Annotated in this window: 20 protein-coding genes; 7 read left to right on the top strand and 13 right to left on the bottom strand. The window is 62.2% G+C overall.

What is annotated here, in order from left to right; all coding sequences use genetic code 11:
- Positions 1 to 189: 189 nt before the first annotated feature.
- On the bottom strand, positions 190 to 696 hold the full coding sequence (locus EXN22_RS05815) for a disulfide bond formation protein B (RefSeq protein WP_130263173.1): 507 nt from the start codon (positions 694 to 696) through the stop codon (positions 190 to 192).
- A 225-nt stretch (positions 697 to 921) separates the two neighbouring features.
- Here EXN22_RS05815 and EXN22_RS05810 point away from each other — a divergent pair, with 225 nt between their 5' ends.
- Positions 922 to 1,185 (top strand): YebG family protein, encoded by a 264-nt coding sequence (locus tag EXN22_RS05810; RefSeq protein WP_130263172.1) that lies wholly within the window; start codon positions 922 to 924, stop codon positions 1,183 to 1,185.
- Positions 1,186 to 1,192: 7 nt separating this feature from the next.
- Here the strand turns inward: EXN22_RS05810 and EXN22_RS05805 are convergent, their stop codons facing one another.
- Positions 1,193 to 2,212, bottom strand: coding sequence for a Leu/Phe/Val dehydrogenase (locus EXN22_RS05805; protein WP_130263171.1), 1,020 nt, complete (start codon positions 2,210 to 2,212; stop codon positions 1,193 to 1,195).
- 125 nt (positions 2,213 to 2,337) lie between these two features.
- Here EXN22_RS05805 and EXN22_RS05800 point away from each other — a divergent pair, with 125 nt between their 5' ends.
- Positions 2,338 to 3,144, top strand: coding sequence for a SirB1 family protein (locus tag EXN22_RS05800; protein WP_130263170.1), 807 nt, complete (start codon positions 2,338 to 2,340; stop codon positions 3,142 to 3,144).
- Here the strand turns inward: EXN22_RS05800 and EXN22_RS05795 are convergent.
- The 4 genes from EXN22_RS05795 to hmgA are packed head-to-tail and all read right to left on the bottom strand — an operon-like array spanning position 3,065 to position 7,743.
- Positions 3,065 to 4,459: an MFS transporter gene (locus EXN22_RS05795; protein ID WP_130263169.1), complete on the bottom strand. Its 1,395-nt coding sequence runs from the start codon at positions 4,457 to 4,459 to the stop codon at positions 3,065 to 3,067. The two genes, EXN22_RS05800 and EXN22_RS05795, sit on opposite strands and share 80 nt — an antisense overlap.
- 48 nt (positions 4,460 to 4,507) lie before the next feature.
- Complete coding sequence (maiA, locus tag EXN22_RS05790) at positions 4,508 to 5,134, bottom strand: maleylacetoacetate isomerase (protein WP_130263168.1); 627 nt, start codon at positions 5,132 to 5,134, stop codon at positions 4,508 to 4,510.
- An 11-nt stretch (positions 5,135 to 5,145) separates the two neighbouring features.
- A complete protein-coding gene (gene fahA, locus EXN22_RS05785; protein WP_130263167.1) occupies positions 5,146 to 6,438 on the bottom strand; it encodes a fumarylacetoacetase in 1,293 nt (430 codons plus the stop codon).
- 3 nt (positions 6,439 to 6,441) lie between these two features.
- Entirely contained in the window at positions 6,442 to 7,743 is a 1,302-nt protein-coding gene (gene hmgA, locus EXN22_RS05780; RefSeq protein ID WP_130263166.1) for a homogentisate 1,2-dioxygenase, read from the bottom strand.
- 173 nt (positions 7,744 to 7,916) lie between these two features.
- Between hmgA and EXN22_RS05775 the strand changes: the two genes are divergently transcribed.
- On the top strand, positions 7,917 to 8,708 hold the full coding sequence (locus tag EXN22_RS05775) for an IclR family transcriptional regulator (RefSeq protein WP_130263165.1): 792 nt from the start codon (positions 7,917 to 7,919) through the stop codon (positions 8,706 to 8,708).
- Between the two features lie 309 nt (positions 8,709 to 9,017).
- Here the strand turns inward: EXN22_RS05775 and EXN22_RS05770 are convergent, their stop codons facing one another.
- The 5 genes from EXN22_RS05770 to EXN22_RS05750 form a co-directional block, all read right to left on the bottom strand.
- Positions 9,018 to 9,371 carry a hypothetical protein gene (locus EXN22_RS05770; RefSeq protein ID WP_130263164.1) on the bottom strand — a complete coding sequence of 118 codons (354 nt, stop codon included), beginning with the start codon at positions 9,369 to 9,371 and terminating at the stop codon, positions 9,018 to 9,020.
- 74 nt (positions 9,372 to 9,445) lie between these two features.
- Positions 9,446 to 10,360: an SDR family oxidoreductase gene (locus tag EXN22_RS05765; protein WP_130263163.1), complete on the bottom strand. Its 915-nt coding sequence runs from the start codon at positions 10,358 to 10,360 to the stop codon at positions 9,446 to 9,448.
- Positions 10,361 to 10,484: 124 nt separating this feature from the next.
- A complete protein-coding gene (locus EXN22_RS05760) occupies positions 10,485 to 11,390 on the bottom strand; it encodes an alpha/beta fold hydrolase (RefSeq protein WP_130263162.1) in 906 nt (301 codons plus the stop codon).
- A gap of 180 nt (positions 11,391 to 11,570) precedes the next feature.
- Positions 11,571 to 12,257: an LrgB family protein gene (locus EXN22_RS05755; protein ID WP_130263161.1), complete on the bottom strand. Its 687-nt coding sequence runs from the start codon at positions 12,255 to 12,257 to the stop codon at positions 11,571 to 11,573.
- A complete protein-coding gene (locus EXN22_RS05750) occupies positions 12,247 to 12,633 on the bottom strand; it encodes a CidA/LrgA family protein (RefSeq protein ID WP_130263160.1) in 387 nt (128 codons plus the stop codon). Before EXN22_RS05750 ends, EXN22_RS05755 begins: the two co-directional genes overlap by 11 nt.
- A 95-nt stretch (positions 12,634 to 12,728) precedes the next feature.
- On the opposite strand from EXN22_RS05750, the gene EXN22_RS05745 reads away from it, so the two are divergent.
- Positions 12,729 to 13,616: a LysR family transcriptional regulator gene (locus tag EXN22_RS05745; protein WP_130263159.1), complete on the top strand. Its 888-nt coding sequence runs from the start codon at positions 12,729 to 12,731 to the stop codon at positions 13,614 to 13,616.
- Here the strand turns inward: EXN22_RS05745 and EXN22_RS05740 are convergent, their stop codons facing one another.
- Entirely contained in the window at positions 13,617 to 14,072 is a 456-nt protein-coding gene (locus EXN22_RS05740; RefSeq protein ID WP_130263158.1) for a flavodoxin, read from the bottom strand.
- Positions 14,073 to 14,213: 141 nt separating this feature from the next.
- On the opposite strand from EXN22_RS05740, the gene EXN22_RS05735 reads away from it, so the two are divergent.
- The gene (locus EXN22_RS05735) at positions 14,214 to 14,675 is read left to right on the top strand and encodes a PAS domain S-box protein (protein ID WP_130263157.1); all 462 of its coding nucleotides are present in this window, start codon (positions 14,214 to 14,216) and stop codon (positions 14,673 to 14,675) included.
- A gap of 68 nt (positions 14,676 to 14,743) precedes the next feature.
- Positions 14,744 to 15,361, top strand: a complete 618-nt coding sequence (locus tag EXN22_RS05730) for a hypothetical protein (RefSeq protein WP_130263156.1) — start codon at positions 14,744 to 14,746, stop codon at positions 15,359 to 15,361.
- Here EXN22_RS05730 and EXN22_RS05725 read toward each other — a convergent pair.
- A complete protein-coding gene (locus EXN22_RS05725) occupies positions 15,346 to 16,296 on the bottom strand; it encodes a MerR family transcriptional regulator (RefSeq protein ID WP_130263155.1) in 951 nt (316 codons plus the stop codon). The genes EXN22_RS05730 and EXN22_RS05725 overlap by 16 nt on opposite strands.
- Before the next feature lie 238 nt (positions 16,297 to 16,534).
- Between EXN22_RS05725 and EXN22_RS05720 the strand changes: the two genes are divergently transcribed.
- Positions 16,535 to 17,104, top strand: coding sequence for an antibiotic biosynthesis monooxygenase (locus EXN22_RS05720; protein ID WP_130263154.1), 570 nt, complete (start codon positions 16,535 to 16,537; stop codon positions 17,102 to 17,104).
- Positions 17,105 to 17,159 lie beyond the last annotated feature (55 nt).

Raw genomic sequence — 17,159 nt, 5'->3', positions numbered from 1 at the left:
AACAGTCCTTTACCGATTATGTAATAATCGTGCGCAAAAAATCAGTTTCGCGACAGTTTGTCGCACCCCTTTCAATACCCCTGGAACGCCCGTTCTACAAGGGCTTGAACTTGATCAAGATCAAGTTTGGTGCGACAAACCTGGCAAATCTCATTGCACAATGGGCTTGCGTCAATACATGACTTTTGTCTAAGCCTGACGGCGGTTGCGGTAGATACCCAGGGGCACCAGAACGGCGGTCAGTATAAAGGCTACGAGCGCCCATTGTGCCAGGGACAGGCCCATGACCGGTGGGTAGGGGGTGGAGCAGAAGCCATCGACCTGGAACACCAGCGGCAGCACCGAAGCCAGTGGCAGGCCGTCGACGATCGGTTGCAGGGTGTCGATGCCGCAACTGATCGCAGGATTGGCCAGGACATACACATGATTGCCGGCGGCAGCGATGCCACCAATGGCGCTGAGCACCACCAGGCCTTCGAGCAGGGTCAGGCTGCGCTTGCCAGGCATCGCCGCGCCGATGAAGGCGAACAGTGCGATCAACAACAAGGCATAACGTTGCAGGATGCACAGCGGACATGGCGCCTCGCCCAGCACCACCTGCATGTACAACGCACCACCGATGAGGGCCAGGCAGATCACCCCCAGCAGCACCAGAAAGCGCCGTTCCCGATTCAGGTGCGATGTTTGCTCGTTCATTGCTAATCCTTCGTAGACTGGATGGCTCGACTGCCGATGCGCAATTCTACACGCTCAAGCAGACCATAGAGAGCGGCAAAAGTGCCGCGCCAGGCGGCATGGAGAGTGGCGCAAAGCAGAATATTGATTTGCCACTATCTTAGTCCTGTGGATTACCCTATCATTAACACTGTACAAATAAACAGTATCGAATACATCGATTACCAAAGGCATGTGAGGTGATGAATGGCCGTCGAAGTGGTATACCGCAGCAGCCGCGACCTGGAGCGCTTGTTCATGGATAAAGCCGAAGCAGACCGTCACGACAAGATGCTCGAACTGGCTGAACTGCTGGCCGAGGTCCTGAAGAAAGCCGTGCCGTCGCTGAGCGAACAGCAGGTCGAGGATGCCGGTATTTACATGGCGAAAAACCGCGACATATTCGCCAGGGCCTTCAAGAGCCAGCCTGACGCCTTGTCCGAGCTGCTTGGCGACGGCGCCGCCCAGTAAGCGCGGCTCAACGGTAGATCAGCCCCTCGGCGAGCATTTGCGCCACCCGCGCCGGCGAGCGCTTCTCGGCCTGGGCGTGGGCAAACACTTCGGTCAGGCGCGAGGGGATGCGCGCCAGGTGCGCGGTGATGGTGCCCAGGTCTTCGCCACGGTGCTTGAGTGCCACGTAGATCAGCCCTCCCGCGTTGATCACATAATCCGGCGCATAGAGGATTCCGCGGCTTTCCAACTGGTCGGCGACCTGCAAGGTGGTCAGCTGGTTGTTGGCCGCTCCCGCCACCGCTGCACAGCGCAGTTGCATCACGCTCTGGCCATTGAGCACCGGCCCTACCCCGCACGGGGCGAAAATGTCGCAGGGCGTACTGATCAGCATGTCGTTGGCTACTGGCCGGGCATTGAACTGCTCGATCGCCAGTTGCACCCGGCCCGGATCATGATCACTGACCAGCAGCTCGGCGCCCGCCGCATGCAGTTGCTCGGCCAGCGCATAGCCGACGTTGCCCAGGCCCTGCACGGCAATGCGCAAGCCTTCTAGGTTGTCGCTACCCAGGCGCGCCATCGAGGTAGCGCGAATGCCGGCGAACACGCCCATGGCCGCATGCGGTGAGGGGTCGCCTGCGGCGGTTGTACTGGTGACGTGCTGGGTGGTCTGGGCGATGCAATCCATGTCCAGGGTCGAGGTACCGCTGTCTACTGCGGTAATGAAGCGCCCCTGCAGGGTTTCGACAAAGCGCCCGAACGCTTCGAACAAAGCCGCGCGGTTTTCCACGTGCGGGTTGCGGATGATCACCGCCTTGCCACCGCCAAGAGGCAACCCCGCCAGTGCAGCCTTGTAGCTCATGCCCTGAGCCAGGCGAATGGCGTCGATCATCGCGCTGTCGTCGTCTGGATAGGCCAGGTAGCGGCAGCCGCCCATGGCCGGCCCCAGGTGCTCGCTATGAATCGCGACCACAGCCTTGAGGCCGGTCGGCGGGTCGATGCACAGGTGCAGCGATTGCGTACGGGTGCTTTGCATAAGTGCAAACATCGGCAGGCTCCTCGATGAGGTGCTGATCCCAGTATAGGCCGCGCTTTCCCCCCTGACGGCCACACTCGGACCACTGGACGAAAGGCCCCGCCAGCGCTACAACAGAAGCTTGAGCGGAGATTGCCATGAACCCACGTAATGCCTGTCTGGCTTGCCTTGAGCGTGACCCGGTCGCCCTGCTGGAAGCAGCGCTGTGGATCGCCGCGGAGCACGACAACAGCGTGGTGCCGGCCAAGGTACTGGACGAGGTGAAGGCCTTGCAGCAGGAGGTCAGCGCCGGATTGCCGATGCTGCCGCTCAGCGAACTGGCCCAGCCGTTGTTGCGCCGCCTCAATGCCCTGGGCTTCCAGCAGGACGAGTACCATCCCCTGCGCCCCCAGGCGGCGTTGCTCGACAAGGTCATGCAACGTCGTCGCGGCCAGCCCCTGGCGCTTGCGTTGCTGACCCTGGAACTGGCCCGTGGCCTGTCGATCCCCCTGGAAGGTGTAAACTTCCCCGGGCATTTCCTGTTGCGCGTCCCCGGCGCCGACCACCTGCTCGACCCCTGCGGCGGGCGACGCCTGTACCCAGCCGATTGCCGTGAACTGCTGGGCCGTCAGTTCGGCCCGCAACTGGCGCTCAGTGCCGATCACCTACTCAGCGCAAGCCCTGTGCAGATGCTTCAGCGCCTGTCGCGCAATCTGCGTCAACTGCACGCCAGTCATGATGATGACCTGGAAGCCCTCAAGGATGCCGAACGGGTGTTGCAACTGGGTCCTGGTACCGCCGCCGACTACATGGCACGCGCCACCCTCTATCAACACCTGGAGTGCCCGCAGGCCGAGCGCTTCGACCTGGAGCACGCCTTGCTGCTCAGCGACGATCCAATCCAGCGCTTGCGCCTGACCGAGCGCTTGAATCATCTTCCGCCTGCCTCACCTTTGGTGCACTGAGCGCCTCGCCCGGGCTGCGTACCTGGATGATCAGCAAGGCAGCCAGCACCGCCGGAATCGCGCAGAAGAAAAATATCTGCTCGACCGGTAAATGCATGGCCAGCAACAGGCTGCCGAACAGCGGCCCGAGGATCGAACCGAAACGCCCCACCCCCAACGCCCACCCCGTGCCGGTGGCACGTACCTGGGCCGGATAGAAATTGCTGGTAAAGGCATTGAGGGTCAACTGACCGCCGATGATGCAAAAGCCTGCGGCAAATACGCAGACCACCAGCCAACGCGGATTGTCATGGTTCAGGCCGAGCAACACGGTGAACACCGCCGCCGCCAATAGCACGGCGCCGAGCAGGCGCACTTTACGCTTGAGGCGATCGGCGATCCAGGCCATGAACACCGCACCCAGAGTGCCAGCAAACAGGAACATCGAGGTGGCCAGATTGGCCTGGTTCAGCGCCAGGCCGCTTTCCAGCAACAGGGAAGGCAACCAGCTGATCATGAAGTACAAGAGGATCAAGCTGACAAAGAAGGTCGACCAGATAAACAGTGTCGACCTGGCATAGCCGTCGCGAAACAACGCCAGCACGGTGAGTTTGTTATGGTTTTCTGCCTGGGCCCGCGCAGTGGCCGCAGGCGGCTGCCAGCCCGGGAGCATCTTTGCCGTGACCTTGAGCAAACGCGCATAGGGTGGCACATCGCGCAGCAGTCGCGGCAACGACTCGGGCAGGTACACAAGCAAGAATGGAAACAGCAACAGCGGCGCGACACCGCCAGCGAGGAATACCGCCTGCCAGCCGAAGCTGTCGATAAACCCGGCAGCAACAAAACCTCCCGCTGCGCCACCCAACGAAAAGCCGCAAGCCGCCAGGGTGACCATCAAGGTGCGCAAGCGCGGCGGTGCATACTCGGACATCAGCGCCATGGCGCTGGGCATCGCCCCACCCATGCCGATGCCGCAGACAAACCGCGCCAGCATCAGGCTGTTGAGCGAGTTGGCAAACACCATCAGCAGGGTCAGGCTGGAGTACAGCAGCACACAACACAGCAGCACCCGGCGCACACCGAAGCGATCTGCCAGGGGCGTCACTGCCAGCGAGCCCAGGGTCAGGCCCAGCAGGTTGGCGCTGAACACCGGCCCGAACGCGGCCTTCTCCAGGCCCCAGTCCTGGGCCAGGGAAGGAATGACATAACCCAGCACCTGAGCATCATAACCATCGGTAACCAGCAACAAAGCGAGTAACAACAGCAGTAACCACTGATAACGCGACACGGGCCGGGCATCCAGCGCCGTGCGAAAGCTGGCAATCTGATTGTGCATCGCAAGGTACCTTTTATTGTTATGGGTATCAGGTGCGGGCAGCCAGGTTTATGGGGTGTCGGGCTGCCTCGAAGGGTGGGCCTGGGCAAATGCCGAATGCGCCTCGGCCAGGGCGGCGACCCGGCGAATGCGCGGGAAGCCACTGAGGTCGATATTGAAGCGCTCGGCGGCGTACAGTTGCGGGATCAGGTAGACATCGGCCAGCCCGGGCGTATCGCCGAAGCAGAAGCCTTTGTCACCAATCAACTGCTCGACCGCAGCCAGGCCCTGGCTGATCCAGTGACCAATCCACTGATTGACCTCGCCGTCGTCATGGCCCAGCTCGCGCAATTGATTGAGCACGCTGACGTTGTGCAGCGGATGAACATCGCAGCCGATCAGCGCCGCCACACCGCGGGCGTGGGCCCGGCGAACCGGGTCCTGAGGCAGTAGTGCCGGTTGTGGATAAACCTCTTCCAGGTATTCAATGATCGCTGGCGACTGCACCAGGATCTCACCCGAGTCGGTCTTCAGCGCCGGCACCCGCCCTTGTGGGTTGCGGGACACGAAGGGTTCTTCGCGCTGCTCGCCCTTGAGCAGGTTGACCGGCAGCGACTGGTAATCCAGCCCCTTGAGCGCCAGGGCAATCCGCACCCGGTAGGATGAAGTCGAGCGGTAGTAGGTAAAGAGTTCCATGGCCCCTGCCCTCAGTGCGCAGCAAGAATCTTGCCGCGGCATTCGCCGAAACCGATCGAGGCCACGCCATCGCGCTTGCAACGGGCGCGCAGAATGATCTCGTCGCCGTCTTCGAGGAACTTGCGTACCTCGCCCGACGCAAGCTCAACCGGCTCCTTGCCGCCCTGGGTGATCTCCAGCAGGCTGCCGAACTGGCCAGGCTGGGCGCCGGAGAGCGTGCCCGAACCGAACAGGTCGCCCGGCTGCAACTGGCAACCGTTGACACTGTGGTGGGCAACCATCTGCGCCACGGTCCAGTACATGCTCAAGGTGTTGCTCAGGGTCAGGCGATGGGCCGGCAGGTTCTGCTCGCGCATGCGCTCGGTCAGTAGCAGTACTTCCAATTCGATATCGAAGGCGCCGCCGGCCTGGTCGCGCTTGTCGAGCAGGTACGCCAGTGGCTGTGGGTCGCCCTCCGGACGTGCTGGCTGGGCGCAACGGAACGGTTCCAGGGCTTCGGCGGTCACCACCCATGGGGAGATGGTGGAGATGAAGCTCTTGGACAGGAACGGTCCAAGTGGCTGGTATTCCCAGGCCTGGATATCACGCGCCGACCAGTCGTTGAGCAGGCAGAAGCCTGCGATGTGTTCAGCGGCTTCGGCCACCGGGATCGAATCGCCCATATCGTTGCCCTGGCCGATCCAGATACCCAGCTCAAGCTCGTAGTCCAGGCGCGCGCACGGGCCGAAGCTCGGCTCGCTCTGGCCGGCAGGCAGGGTCTGGCCCTTTGGCCGGCGTACGTCGGTACCCGACGGGCGAATGGTCGAGGCGCGGCCGTGGTAGCCGATAGGTACGTGTTTGTAGTTGGGCAGCAGCGGGTTGTCGGGGCGGAACAGCTTGCCGACGTTCTTGGCGTGCTCGATGCCGACATAGAAGTCGGTGTAGTCACCGATGCGCGCCGGCAGGTGCAACTGGCACTCACTGGCCGCATGCAGCAGCGGCTTGAGCGCCGCCTGGTGTTCGCTGTGCTCGCCGAGCAGTTCCAGCAGGCGCTCGCGCAGGGCTACCCGGGCACCACGGCCAAGGGCGAAGAAGGCGTTCAACGCACCACCACGGGTGGCCTCGACTGCGGCGCGGGCCTGGCCGTCGAACAGGCCGGCGGCCAGCACCGCTTCAAGGTCGAGGATGGCGTCACCGATCGCCACGCCACAGCGTGGTGCCTGATCCTTGCGGCTGAAGATGCCCAGCGGCAGGTTCTGCAGCGGGAAGTCGCCGTGGCCATTGGCGTGTTCTACCCAACTGCGGGCAAGGGCGGACTGATTCATGGGTTATCTCCGATTCGGGGTGAAGGTGCTCGGCAACGAGGCCCAGCAACTATCGTAGTCGGCCTGCAATTGCGGGCATTCAAGCGCATGGCGGCTCGGACGCAGCACCTGGCTGGTCTCGAACATGAAAGCCATGGTGTTGTCGATCTTGTTCGGCGCAAGCTCCACGGCAATGGCCTTGCCACAGGTTTCGGCATCCGGGCCATGGGCACTCATGCAACTGTGCAACGAGGCACCACCGGGTAGAAAGCCATCGGCCTTGGCGTCGTACTCGCCCTTGATCAGGCCCATGAACTCGTTCATCAGGTTGCGGTGGAACCATGGTGGACGGAAGGTGTTCTCGGCCACCATCCAGCGCGGCGGGAAGATCACGAAGTCGAGGTTGGCCATGCCCGGCACGCTGGTCGGCGAAGTCAGCACGGTGAAGATCGACGGGTCCGGGTGGTCGAAACTGACCGTGCCGATGGTGTTGAAGCGGCGCAGGTCATATTTGTACGGCACGTTGTTGCCGTGCCAGGCGACCACGTCCAGCGGCGAATGCTTGAGCTCACAGCCCCACAGCTCGCCGAGAAACTTCTGCACCAGTTGCACCGGAGCATCGACTTCCTCGTAATGGGCCACAGGGGCCAGGAAGTCGCGCGGGTTGGCCAGGCCATTACTGCCGATCGGCCCCAGGTCCGGGATACGCAGCGGCGCACCGTGGTTTTCCGCCAGGTAGCCACGGGCCTGGCCGTCGAGCAGTTCGACACGAAACTTCAGGCCGCGGGGCAACACCGCGATTTCCAGCGGCTCGACCTCCAGTACGCCCAGCTCGGTGACGATGCGCAGGCGGCCCTGCTCGGGCACCAGCAACAGTTCACCGTCGGCGCTGAAGAACACCCGCTCCATGGAGCGATTAGCGCAATAGGTATGGATGCTGATACCAGCAGGTTTCTCACCAGCCGAGTTGGCCGCCATGGCCACCCAGCCGTCAATGAAATCGGTTGGCTCGCTGGGGATCGGCTGCGGGCTCCAGCGCAGGCGGTTAGGCGTCACCGCTCCTGGCGGGCCGCCGGCCAGTTGACGCTCCAGGCGCTCGAAGCGCGGGTGCAGGGCCGAAGGCCGAATGCGGTACAACCAGGTGCGCCGTTGCTCGCTGCGTGCCATGGTGAAAGCGGTGCCAGAAAACAGTTCGGCATACAGACCGTACGGGGCCTTTTGCGGCGAGTTCTGCCCGACCGGCAAGGCGCCGGGCAAGGCTTCGCTGGCGAATTCGTTGCCGAAGCCGCTCTGGTAATCGAGGACGGGGGTGTTATCGAGGTTCATCGAGCCTCCGGGCCCACTGCAGGCCGGTGATGGCAGTTGGCTGCAGGCCTTGAAGGGAGGGCAGCGCTTCTGCGTTATTTTTATCGTAATTACATTACGCATAACGTAATTTGATTGGTGAACAGCGTCAAGTTATAAAGGCGCCCACTTGCACTCCCCGGATCAACTGCACCATGGCCAAAGCCAGCTCCCCCGCCGACAGTTCCAGCAAACAGAAGGTCCGCTCGGCCGAAGTCGGTACCGACATCCTCAAGGCCCTGGCGCAGCTGTCGCCCTCCACGTCGCTGTCGCGCCTGGCCGAGCATGTGGACATGCCGGCCAGCAAGGTGCACCGCTACTTGCAGGCACTGATTGCCAGCGGTTTTGCCGAGCAGAACCCGGCCACCAACCATTACGGGCTGGGGCGTGAAGCGTTGCGTGTCGGTTTGGCGGCACTGGGCGCGATGGATGTATTGAAAGAAGCGGCACTGCCGCTGTCGCAGCTGCGCGATGAACTCAACGAAAGCTGCTTTATCGCCGTGTGGGGCAACCAGGGTGCGACCGTGGTCAACATCGAGCCGGCGGTACGCGCGGTTACCGTAGTCACCCAGATCGGTTCGGTACTGCCCTTGCTGAGCTCCTCGACTGGCCTGGTGTTTGGCGCCTACTTGCCAGAGCGCGAAACCATCGACCTGCGCGAGCAGGAACTGGCAGCCTCGGGCCAAGGTTTCAACGACTACGAAGCATTGTTCACAACGATCCGCCAGCGCGGCCTGCACCATGTTCATGGCTTGCTGATGCCAGGAGTCGATGCTCTGTCGGCACCGGTATTCAATGCGGTGGGCAAGATTGCAGCGGTGCTGACCGTGGTTGGCCCGACATCCATCTTCCATGCCGACGAGCAGGGGCCGGCAGCGCAACGACTGTTGTCAGCGGCCAGGTTGATCAGTTGGCGCATGGGTTACGAAGAATCACCCGCTGGTTGAACTGCCTGACAGACGGTCCCGGCATTTCATCAGGCCAGCGCCTGATCTAACCAGCAGCACTGTTACTAGACCTGTAACAGTAAATGTCACAAACGGCTATTTTTCCTCACTGATCAGCGGCTTATCCTGAACTCACTTACCCAGTAACGGCCGATTCCCACAGGCCAGGTGTCTAGCCCGGACATCTTGAGCCTGATCGCAACGCGCCAGCCAACGGTATGACCGAGTTCACCGACGTTGATTTTGAAGCTCCTTGATCTGCGTCTTACTTGGCCGCTGCACTGCAGCGGCCTTTTTTATGCCTGCAGGTCAATCGTCACCGCCGTCGTCAAAATGAAAACGGTGCAACAATCGGTGGGCGATGGGGGCCAGGATCAGGCCGATAGTGGCGACAAACACCAGCCCGACATACAAGCCGTAGCCTGCGAAAAACAACTTCCCGCCAATCGACTCGGGGAGAATCACCGGCCCCACCCCTCCCAGCAGCAGGGTGGCGTTGAACACCGCGTCGTGCCAGGGCACCTGCGGCTCGAAATACAGGTGGCCGACCACCCCGAACAGGATCGAGCCGATCAGCAGCAGGCAGGCCGCGATGCCGTGCCGCATCAGACGGTAGCCAAACTGTCGAGTAGAGATGACAGCGTCCGCTCTGGATTCGTACATTCACTGTGCTCCTGCAACCTGGGTGACCGTCCAGCATAGGCAACTTCAGCCGGTGGCCACAACCTTCGCAAGGTTCAGCCCTGTGGGTACTTCTGCAGGTTGGCCATCATCTGCTGCAAGGCTTGCAGGCTGTCTTGCGGGTGCACGGCGTTGTCGAAGTTGCCAATCTGCTCCCAGTTGGCGGCAACATCTTGCGCTGAAAAACCCTCACGCGGATCAAAACCGACGCCCAGGCTACGCTCCCAGCGGACCTTGCCGACCCAGCCACCACCCACTTCATACAAACCGCCACTGTCCTGGCACTCGCCGCTGCCCAAGTACACCACCAGTGGGCTGACCAACTCCGGCTTGAGCTGCTCGAATACCTGCGGCGGTATCAGCCCTTCGGTCATGCGCGTGCCGCCGGTGGGGGCAATGGCGTTGACCAGGATGCCGTGCTTGCGCCCCTCGATGGCCAAAGTCCGGGTAAGCCCGTAGAGGCCGAGTTTGGCCGCGCCGTAGTTGGCCTGACCAAAATTGCCGTAGATGCCCGAGGTCGAGGCGGTGAAGATCACCCGCCCCCAGTTCTGCTCGCGCAGGTGGGGCCAGGCGGCGCGGGTGACCTTGTAGGCACCCTCGAGGTGAACCTGGTAGACCTGCTCCCAGTCGCTGTCGTCCATCTTGTGAAAGGTCTTGTCACGCAGAATGCCGGCGTTGTTGATCACCACGTCGACCCGGCCGAAGCTGTCCATGGCCTGTTCGACAATGCGCTGGCCGTCGCTGACCGAGTCGTGGTTGGCCACGGCCGTGCCACCTTCTTCACGGATCTGTGCCACCACCCGGTCGGCGGCTGAAGCGCTGGCGCCTTCACCATGGGTCGAGCCGCCCAGGTCATTGACCAGCACGTTGGCGCCATGCCGGGCAAACAGCAGGGCATGGGCGCGACCCAGGCCGCCACCGGCCCCAGTGACAATCACCACTTTATCGTCCAGGCGAATCGACATGCGCATTTCTCCAGCAAAACCAGACAGGGGTGGGCCGAGTGTCAGCCAGCAGGGGCCTGTACACAATCAAGCAGGCAGGCGCTGAATGGCAGACGATAAAGACAGACGATGATGGCGCAAACCTGGCGACTCAGAACCAGGCGACCTTCTGCGGCACATGCACCAACGGCTGCTCACGAAACGCCAGGTAATGACGCAGCACCTGCACCGGTGCTTCGGTGTGAGGATAGTGACCGATGCCCTGGAGCATCACGGTGTCGGCGTTGGGCACCAGTTCCTGGTAGCGTTCCACCATGTGCGCGCCGGAAATCGGATCGACCGCACCATTGATCAACCGCAACGGCACACCGTCGGTCTGTAGTGCTGAGACCCAACGCTCGCGGTGGGCAACCCGCTCGGGCAGGTAGGCGATCAGCTTGTGCAGGATCCGCGTGCCACGGTTGGAGGCAATCAGGCTCCAGTAGTCGTCCAGCGCGCTTTCGCTGGGATGGGTACAAGGGCCGTAGATCTGCGTCACGCTGCGAACCAGGTCATCGCGCCCGAACGAGCAACCCACCAGCCAGCCCAGGCGGCTGAGCAGCAGTTTCTGAATCAGCAGCGGTCGATGGCGCTCAGGGAACAGGCCGCCATTGAGGAATACGCAACTGGCGATCTGCGCCCGTCCCTCGTGGTGGCGGGCGAGCAATTCCTGGGCGACGCTGCCGCCGTAGTCATGTCCGAGCACATGCACGGGTTGATCGACCTGCAAGTGCGTAAGCAGCGCCTGTTGCAAGTCGGCCTGCTCCAGCAGGCTGTAGTCATGGCGCAACGGTTTGGCCGAGTCACCAAAGCCGAGCATGTCACAGGCGATGACGCGAAAACGCTGGGTCAGGGGCGTCCACAGGTAATGCCAATCCCAACTGGCGGTGGGAAAACCATGAATGAGCAGTAGCGGCTCGCCCTGCCCCGCAGTCCAGTAACGGATGGTCTGGCCACGGAACGAGAAATTCAGGCCCCGGGTCCGCCAGACGCACAATGGAATCTCGGCCAAGGGCATCACAATGGTCCCGTCAGGTGGTAGGTCGTCGTGTTGGGCAAGGCTGCGATCATTGCAATCACCTCGGCACATACGTGTGCTCTACTGATCGACAGTCTAGTCAGACCCGCCACGGCCGAGAGTTGCATTGGCAGCCAGCTTATTGACCCTGTGAGTCAGCGGGCAAAATAGCGCAGTGCATCACAGCAGCATTGTCAGCACCGGCGCGGCAAACAGATTGAGCAGACCGGTCAGGACCATGACCAGGCCGGCCACCGAGCCCTCTTCACTACCCACTTCATGGGCGCGGCTGACACCGGCGCCATGGGCACCGACGCCAAACAGCGCGCCACGGGCCAGGGGCGTGCGCAGCGGCAGGTATTTGAGCAGCACACCACCCAACATCGCTCCGAGTACGCCGGTGAACATCACGAACACCGCCGTCAGCTCAGGCACCCCACCCAGGTCCCTGGCCAGGGGCATGGCAAAGGGCGTGGTGATCGAGCGCGGCACCAGCGACAAGCTGACCGTGCTGTCCAACGCCAGCACATGCGCCAGGCCCCAGGAACTGCCAATCGAGGCCGCACTGCCAACCAGCATGCCCAGGCTCAGGGCCGGCCAATGGCGAGCCAGCAAGGCGCGCTGTTGCCAGATCGGCACGGCAAACGCCACAGTCACCGGGCCCAGCACCGACATCAGCCAGTGGGTGTTGCGGGCATACTCTGCATACGCGGTATGCAGGGGCACGGCGATCGCCATCAGCACGGCCGGCACCAGAATCAGTGGCGACAACAGGTAACGTCCGCTAAGTCGGTACAACCAGCGGCTACCCAGGTAAGCCAGCAGGGTCAGGGCCAGCCAGAACAGCGGCATCGGCTCAAGCGTCATGGCGCAGCCTCCAGCGGCAGATCCACTCCACCGTCAGCGCCGTCACGACCATCACCAGCAAGGTGCTCACACCGATCACCAGCAAGATGCGCCAGCCTTCATCGCGCAGCAGGCTGCCGTAATCGAGCAGGCTCATCAGCGCCGGAATGAAAAACAGCAGCATCTCGGCCATCAGCACCCCGGCACCCAGCTGCAGCATCGCCGGCTTGAGCACGCCACCGGCGAACAGCAGCAACAACAGCGCCAGACCAATAACCCCGCCCGGAATCGGCCAGGCCAACCAGGCGGCCAGCACACCACCCAGCTTATAAAGAGCAAGCAACACTGCAAGCTCGCTGAGCAGGCGGATAAATCGTTTCAACGCAGGGGGTTTCATCGCGGGGTCCTCTGAGGCGTTCATTTTAGAAGCCCGCTCCCCACGCCAAAAGCGAATTGTTAGACTGCAAAGTATTCCAGATTGGAATTGAGCGAATGGAATTCAAACAGCTACGCAGTTTTCTTGAAGTGGTGCACCGTGGCGGCTTCACCCAGGCTGCGCAGACCTTGCACATCAGCCAATCCGCCGTAAGCAAGCAAGTTGCGCAGCTGGAACAGGACCTCGGCGTACCGCTGCTTGAGCGCCAGGGATCGCAGTTGCACCTGACCGCCGCTGGCAAGGTCGTGCTTGAGCGCGGCGAAGCCATGCTGCGCCTGCGTCAGGAGCTTCTCAGCGAGCTCGATGACCTCAGCCAGCTGGCACGCGGCGAACTGCGCCTGGGCTTGCCGTTGCTCGGCAGCGACGCGCTGTTTGCCCGGCTGTTCGCCGAGTACCGGCGGCGCTACCCGAACATCAGCATTCAACTGCTCGAAGGCGGCAGTCGCAGCGTCGAACAGGCCGTACTCAGTGGTGAACTGGAGCTGGGCGGCAGCCTGACTCCAAACGATCCGGCCTTCGCCTACCAGCCCTTTTGCAATGAACCCCTCGATGCCCTGCTGCCCAGCAAGCACCCATTGGCCGCCGCAGACCGGGTCAGCCTGGCACAACTGGCCGACACGCCATTCCTGCTTTATCAACGCAGTTTCGTGCTCAATGACCGGCTCCTCAGCGCTTGCCAACAGCTGGGCTTCACCCCCAAAGAGGGTGGGCGCAGTGGTCAGGCCGACTTTCTCGCAGCGTTGGTGGCGGCGGGCCAAGGGGTGGTGTTGCTGCCCCGGGTGGTTGCCCGTGGCCTGGAGCGGCCCGGGGTGGTACGCCTGGCACTGAGTGAGCCAACGGACTTGCGCTGGGACATTGCCTTTATCTGGCGTCGGGGCGCCTATCTCTCCCAAGCGGCCCAGGCCTGGCTGCAACTGCTGCGCGAGCAACCGCAGCCGCAATGATCAGCCGCGCAGTTTGTCGGCCAGTTCGGCCAGCCAAGGTTCGGCATCGGTTTCCGGGGTGACGGTTTCGCTGGCATCCAGGCGCAGCATCGGCTGCACCTCTTTCAGGCCCATCTCGGCGAACAGTTCACGCAGTTGCTCACCGCCGCCACAGAAAGTGTCGCCGTAGCAGGAATCGCCCAGGCCGATCACCGCGCCAGGCAGTCCGCGCCACTCGGCGGGCAACTGATCACGCATGGCACTGAACAGCGGCATGAGGTTGTCCGGAAGCTCGCCCATGCCAGTGGTCGAGGTGACTGCGAGAAACGCCTGCGGGGCAAAGCCCTGGATGTCCTGCAGGGTGGCCCGGTTAGCGTGCCAGGCTTCAAAACCTGCGGCGCTGAGTAATTTCGCGGCGTGCCGAGCAACTTCGTCGGCGGTACCGTAGACCGAACCGGAAAGGATCACGACTTTCATAGAGTTTTCCGAAACTGAGTAAAAACGTAGGATACTAGCATCAGGCACTGGCAAAAGGCCTTAATCTGCCCTGTACAGCGACGGCCAATCCACTAGAATCAGCCAGCATGCCCGATCTACAGCCCTTGCGGACCTAACAAGATGATCAATGCCACACTGCTGCAGCGCATGATTGATGCCTCCAACGACGGGATCGTGGTGGCCGAACAGGAAGGCGACGATGACACCATCCTGCTCTACGTGAACCGGGCCTTTGAACGTCTGACCGGCTATGACGCCAACGATATTCTCTACCGCGACTGCCGCTTCCTGCAGAACGACGATCGCGACCAGAGCGCCCGCGCCTTGATCCGCCAGGCGATCAAGGATGGCCTGCCAAGCCGGGAAATCCTGCGCAACTACCGCAAGGACGGCAGCGCGTTCTGGAACGAACTGTCGATTACCCCGGTGTTCAATGAGGCCGACAAGCGCAAGTACTTCATTGGCATCCAGAAAAACGTCAGCCGCCAGGTCGAAGCCGAACAGCGAGTGATCGAGCTCGAACGCCAGTTGGCCGAGGCGCAGGAACGCATCGCCGCACTGCAAGCCGACCAACGGTCTTAACAAACCCGCCGTTTGGATGTCCATGACGGTGAAGAAACGCATTCACGAGTGTAATTTCGAGTTCGCCCATGCAAGCAGATGCCCTTCTGACCCAGGATGAGCTGGATTTCATCCGGTCCATGCAGCACGCGCCTCAGCCCATTGCGGCTGAACCGGCGCCGCGCCTGATGGTCAATGGCGGCAGCGAAATCAAAAACCTGCTGACCCGCCTGATCGCCTACGACCAGGTGACCCTGCAGGCACAATTCGACAACCAGCAGATGACCTTCCCCCTGCAACTGGTCGAAGACGAGTTTCATGCCCTGCACCTGCAACTGGGTGCCCCGAACATTTATGAAGAAGGCGCCGTGGTCCGCCCCTGGCGCCTGACCCTGGAACAACCGCTGGCCCTGGAAGACGAACTGGGGTTGAGCACGGGCCTTTGGGTCCGGGAAATTTCCTTCAAGGGTGTGCTGCTGGAGGTCCGTGATCAGCCAGAGCCCCCCCGGCACTTCGACCTGTGGTTCAGCCCCGACGGCGATGCCCCTATCGCCCTGCGCGGTACCCTGCAACGGCGCACCGGCGAACGCCTGGCCGCCTACAACCTGGGCCAGAGCCTGCCCGGTGAAATCGAACGGTTACGCGAGTACATTCTCCAGGCCCACCGCCGCGCCCATCCCGAGTTGCACCCTCAAGAATCCAGGTGACCGTCCAGGTACTGCTGCAGTCGCCGGCGCATCAACCGCCCCTCGCTGCCCAGGCACGCTACCTGCGAACCGATCAGACTGTCTTGAGCCAGATCCGCCGCCTCCCCCGCCAGCAACAACGGGCACTCCAGGCTCAACGCCAGGCGCGCCAGGCGCTTGGGCAAGTCGCTGGCCGGCGGATGGTTGGAAAACAGCACCAGGGCCTGGGGCATCATGCGCTCGCAGACCAGACTCAGTTCTTCCAGCGGCTGGCCCAGGCCGAGCACGCTGATGGCGATCTCGCTGGTGCCGAGCAACAGCGCCGCCACCAACAGTTCCAGCTCGTGGCACTGACCGGGAATGGCCGCCAGCACAACGCGCAGCTCCTGTTGTTCGCGCGCCAGCTGCAAACGCTGCAACACCCGCCCACGCACAAAGCTGTCGAGAAACAACCATTCACTGGCCTGGCCGAAAGCATCATGGGTGCAGCGCAGGTCCTGCCAAACCGGCATGAAAATATCCTGGAACACCACCAGCTGTGGATAACTGCTGAACACCTGACCGTAGACCTGCTCCAAGCGCTGCTCGTCGAACCCGCGCACGGCCTGGCGCAACTGCACCTGCCATTGCTTGAAATCCGCCTGGGATTCGTCGCTGCGCGGCGGCAGGTTCTGCTCTTTGCTGTTCTGGCTCTTGGCCAGGATACGCCCGACCTTACTCACCGCCACACCCCGCTCGATCCAGCCGAGGATGCTACGCACCTCGTCGATATCGGCTTGTGAGTACAAACGGTGTCCACTTTCGGTGCGCGTAGGCTGAATCAGCCCATAACGGCGCTCCCAGGCACGCAGGGTGACCGGGTTGATGCCAGTAAGTCGGGACACTTCGCGGATCGGGAACAGTTCTTCGTGGTCGAGTGCACGCGTACTCATTGACGGCTGGTCTGGTTCGATCATTGCCGGGAAACCGCGAGTTTATGGGCCTGCACCTATTCTACTCCGGCCGTGCTCAACGCGACCATTGGCATTTCTATCAGGTCGGCGATCACCAGCACTGACGGGTCAGCTTATTTAAGGAATAATCCGCGCCCGCTTCTTGCATCGATTCTTGCAAAGAAGCGAATGCCACCCACCACCCCGGGTGGCGTTCAAGCGGCAGGCCTATCCGCCACGCCCAGTTGCCAGGAGATACACCATGTCTACCCCACCCGTAACCTTGATGGTTACCCGCCGCGTTGCCGAGGGCCGCTACCAGGACCTTATGGCCTGGCTGCACGAAGGCGAACAGCTGGCCACCGACTTTCCTGGCTACCTGGGTTCAGGTGTACTCGCCCCGCCCCCACAAGGCGACGAGTTCCAGATTATCTTTCGCTTCACCAATGAACAGACCCTGCACGCCTGGGAACACTCGGCCTCGCGCAAGGCCTGGCTGGGGCGCGGCAACGGCCTGTTTGCCGAGCCATTGGAACAGCGGGTCAGTGGCCTGGAAGGCTGGTTCGGCAACAACCCGGTGCAACGCCCACCGCGCTGGAAGCAGGCGGTCGCCATCTGGCTGGCGTTCTTTCCGGTTTCGCTGCTGTTCAACCTGCTGTTCGGCCACTGGCTGGGCCCACTCGATCTGGTACCGCGTATCCTGCTCAGTACCCTGGGCCTGACACCGTTGATGGTGTACCTGTTCATTCCACTGTCGACCCGCCTGCTGGCCAATTGGCTGAACGCCAGAGCTGCCCGTCCGGGGCCGCAGGGCGCGCGCAATCCCGCCTAGTTCGGGTATGCTGGGGGGTATCCACGCGAACCGATAAAAGTTGACCGCCCCCCAC

The sequence above is a fragment of the Pseudomonas tructae genome, assembly GCF_004214895.1.
GTDB lineage: Bacteria > Pseudomonadota > Gammaproteobacteria > Pseudomonadales > Pseudomonadaceae > Aquipseudomonas > Aquipseudomonas tructae.
Note: the sequence above shows the minus strand (reverse complement) of the source record. Positions and strands in the feature narration are given on the sequence as shown.

Bases quoted from the DNA above. Each gene is read 5' to 3' on its own strand.
- EXN22_RS05765 (WP_130263163.1), bottom strand. From the start codon at position 10,360: ATGCGCATGTCGATTCGCCTGGACGATAAAGTGGTGATTGTCACTGGG.
- EXN22_RS05815 (WP_130263173.1), bottom strand. From the start codon at position 696: ATGAACGAGCAAACATCGCACCTGAATCGGGAACGGCGCTTTCTGGTG.
- EXN22_RS05775 (WP_130263165.1), top strand. From the start codon at position 7,917: ATGGCCAAAGCCAGCTCCCCCGCCGACAGTTCCAGCAAACAGAAGGTC.
- EXN22_RS05735 (WP_130263157.1), top strand. From the start codon at position 14,214: ATGATCAATGCCACACTGCTGCAGCGCATGATTGATGCCTCCAACGAC.
- EXN22_RS05810 (WP_130263172.1), top strand. From the start codon at position 922: ATGGCCGTCGAAGTGGTATACCGCAGCAGCCGCGACCTGGAGCGCTTG.
- fahA (WP_130263167.1), bottom strand. From the start codon at position 6,438: ATGAATCAGTCCGCCCTTGCCCGCAGTTGGGTAGAACACGCCAATGGC.
- EXN22_RS05730 (WP_130263156.1), top strand. From the start codon at position 14,744: ATGCAAGCAGATGCCCTTCTGACCCAGGATGAGCTGGATTTCATCCGG.
- EXN22_RS05720 (WP_130263154.1), top strand. From the start codon at position 16,535: ATGTCTACCCCACCCGTAACCTTGATGGTTACCCGCCGCGTTGCCGAG.
- EXN22_RS05805 (WP_130263171.1), bottom strand. From the start codon at position 2,212: ATGTTTGCACTTATGCAAAGCACCCGTACGCAATCGCTGCACCTGTGC.
- EXN22_RS05755 (WP_130263161.1), bottom strand. From the start codon at position 12,257: ATGACGCTTGAGCCGATGCCGCTGTTCTGGCTGGCCCTGACCCTGCTG.
- EXN22_RS05800 (WP_130263170.1), top strand. From the start codon at position 2,338: ATGAACCCACGTAATGCCTGTCTGGCTTGCCTTGAGCGTGACCCGGTC.
- hmgA (WP_130263166.1), bottom strand. From the start codon at position 7,743: ATGAACCTCGATAACACCCCCGTCCTCGATTACCAGAGCGGCTTCGGC.
- EXN22_RS05795 (WP_130263169.1), bottom strand. From the start codon at position 4,459: ATGCACAATCAGATTGCCAGCTTTCGCACGGCGCTGGATGCCCGGCCC.
- EXN22_RS05740 (WP_130263158.1), bottom strand. From the start codon at position 14,072: ATGAAAGTCGTGATCCTTTCCGGTTCGGTCTACGGTACCGCCGACGAA.
- EXN22_RS05745 (WP_130263159.1), top strand. From the start codon at position 12,729: ATGGAATTCAAACAGCTACGCAGTTTTCTTGAAGTGGTGCACCGTGGC.
- EXN22_RS05770 (WP_130263164.1), bottom strand. From the start codon at position 9,371: ATGTACGAATCCAGAGCGGACGCTGTCATCTCTACTCGACAGTTTGGC.
- maiA (WP_130263168.1), bottom strand. From the start codon at position 5,134: ATGGAACTCTTTACCTACTACCGCTCGACTTCATCCTACCGGGTGCGG.
- EXN22_RS05750 (WP_130263160.1), bottom strand. From the start codon at position 12,633: ATGAAACCCCCTGCGTTGAAACGATTTATCCGCCTGCTCAGCGAGCTT.
- EXN22_RS05760 (WP_130263162.1), bottom strand. From the start codon at position 11,390: ATGCCCTTGGCCGAGATTCCATTGTGCGTCTGGCGGACCCGGGGCCTG.
- EXN22_RS05725 (WP_130263155.1), bottom strand. From the start codon at position 16,296: ATGATCGAACCAGACCAGCCGTCAATGAGTACGCGTGCACTCGACCAC.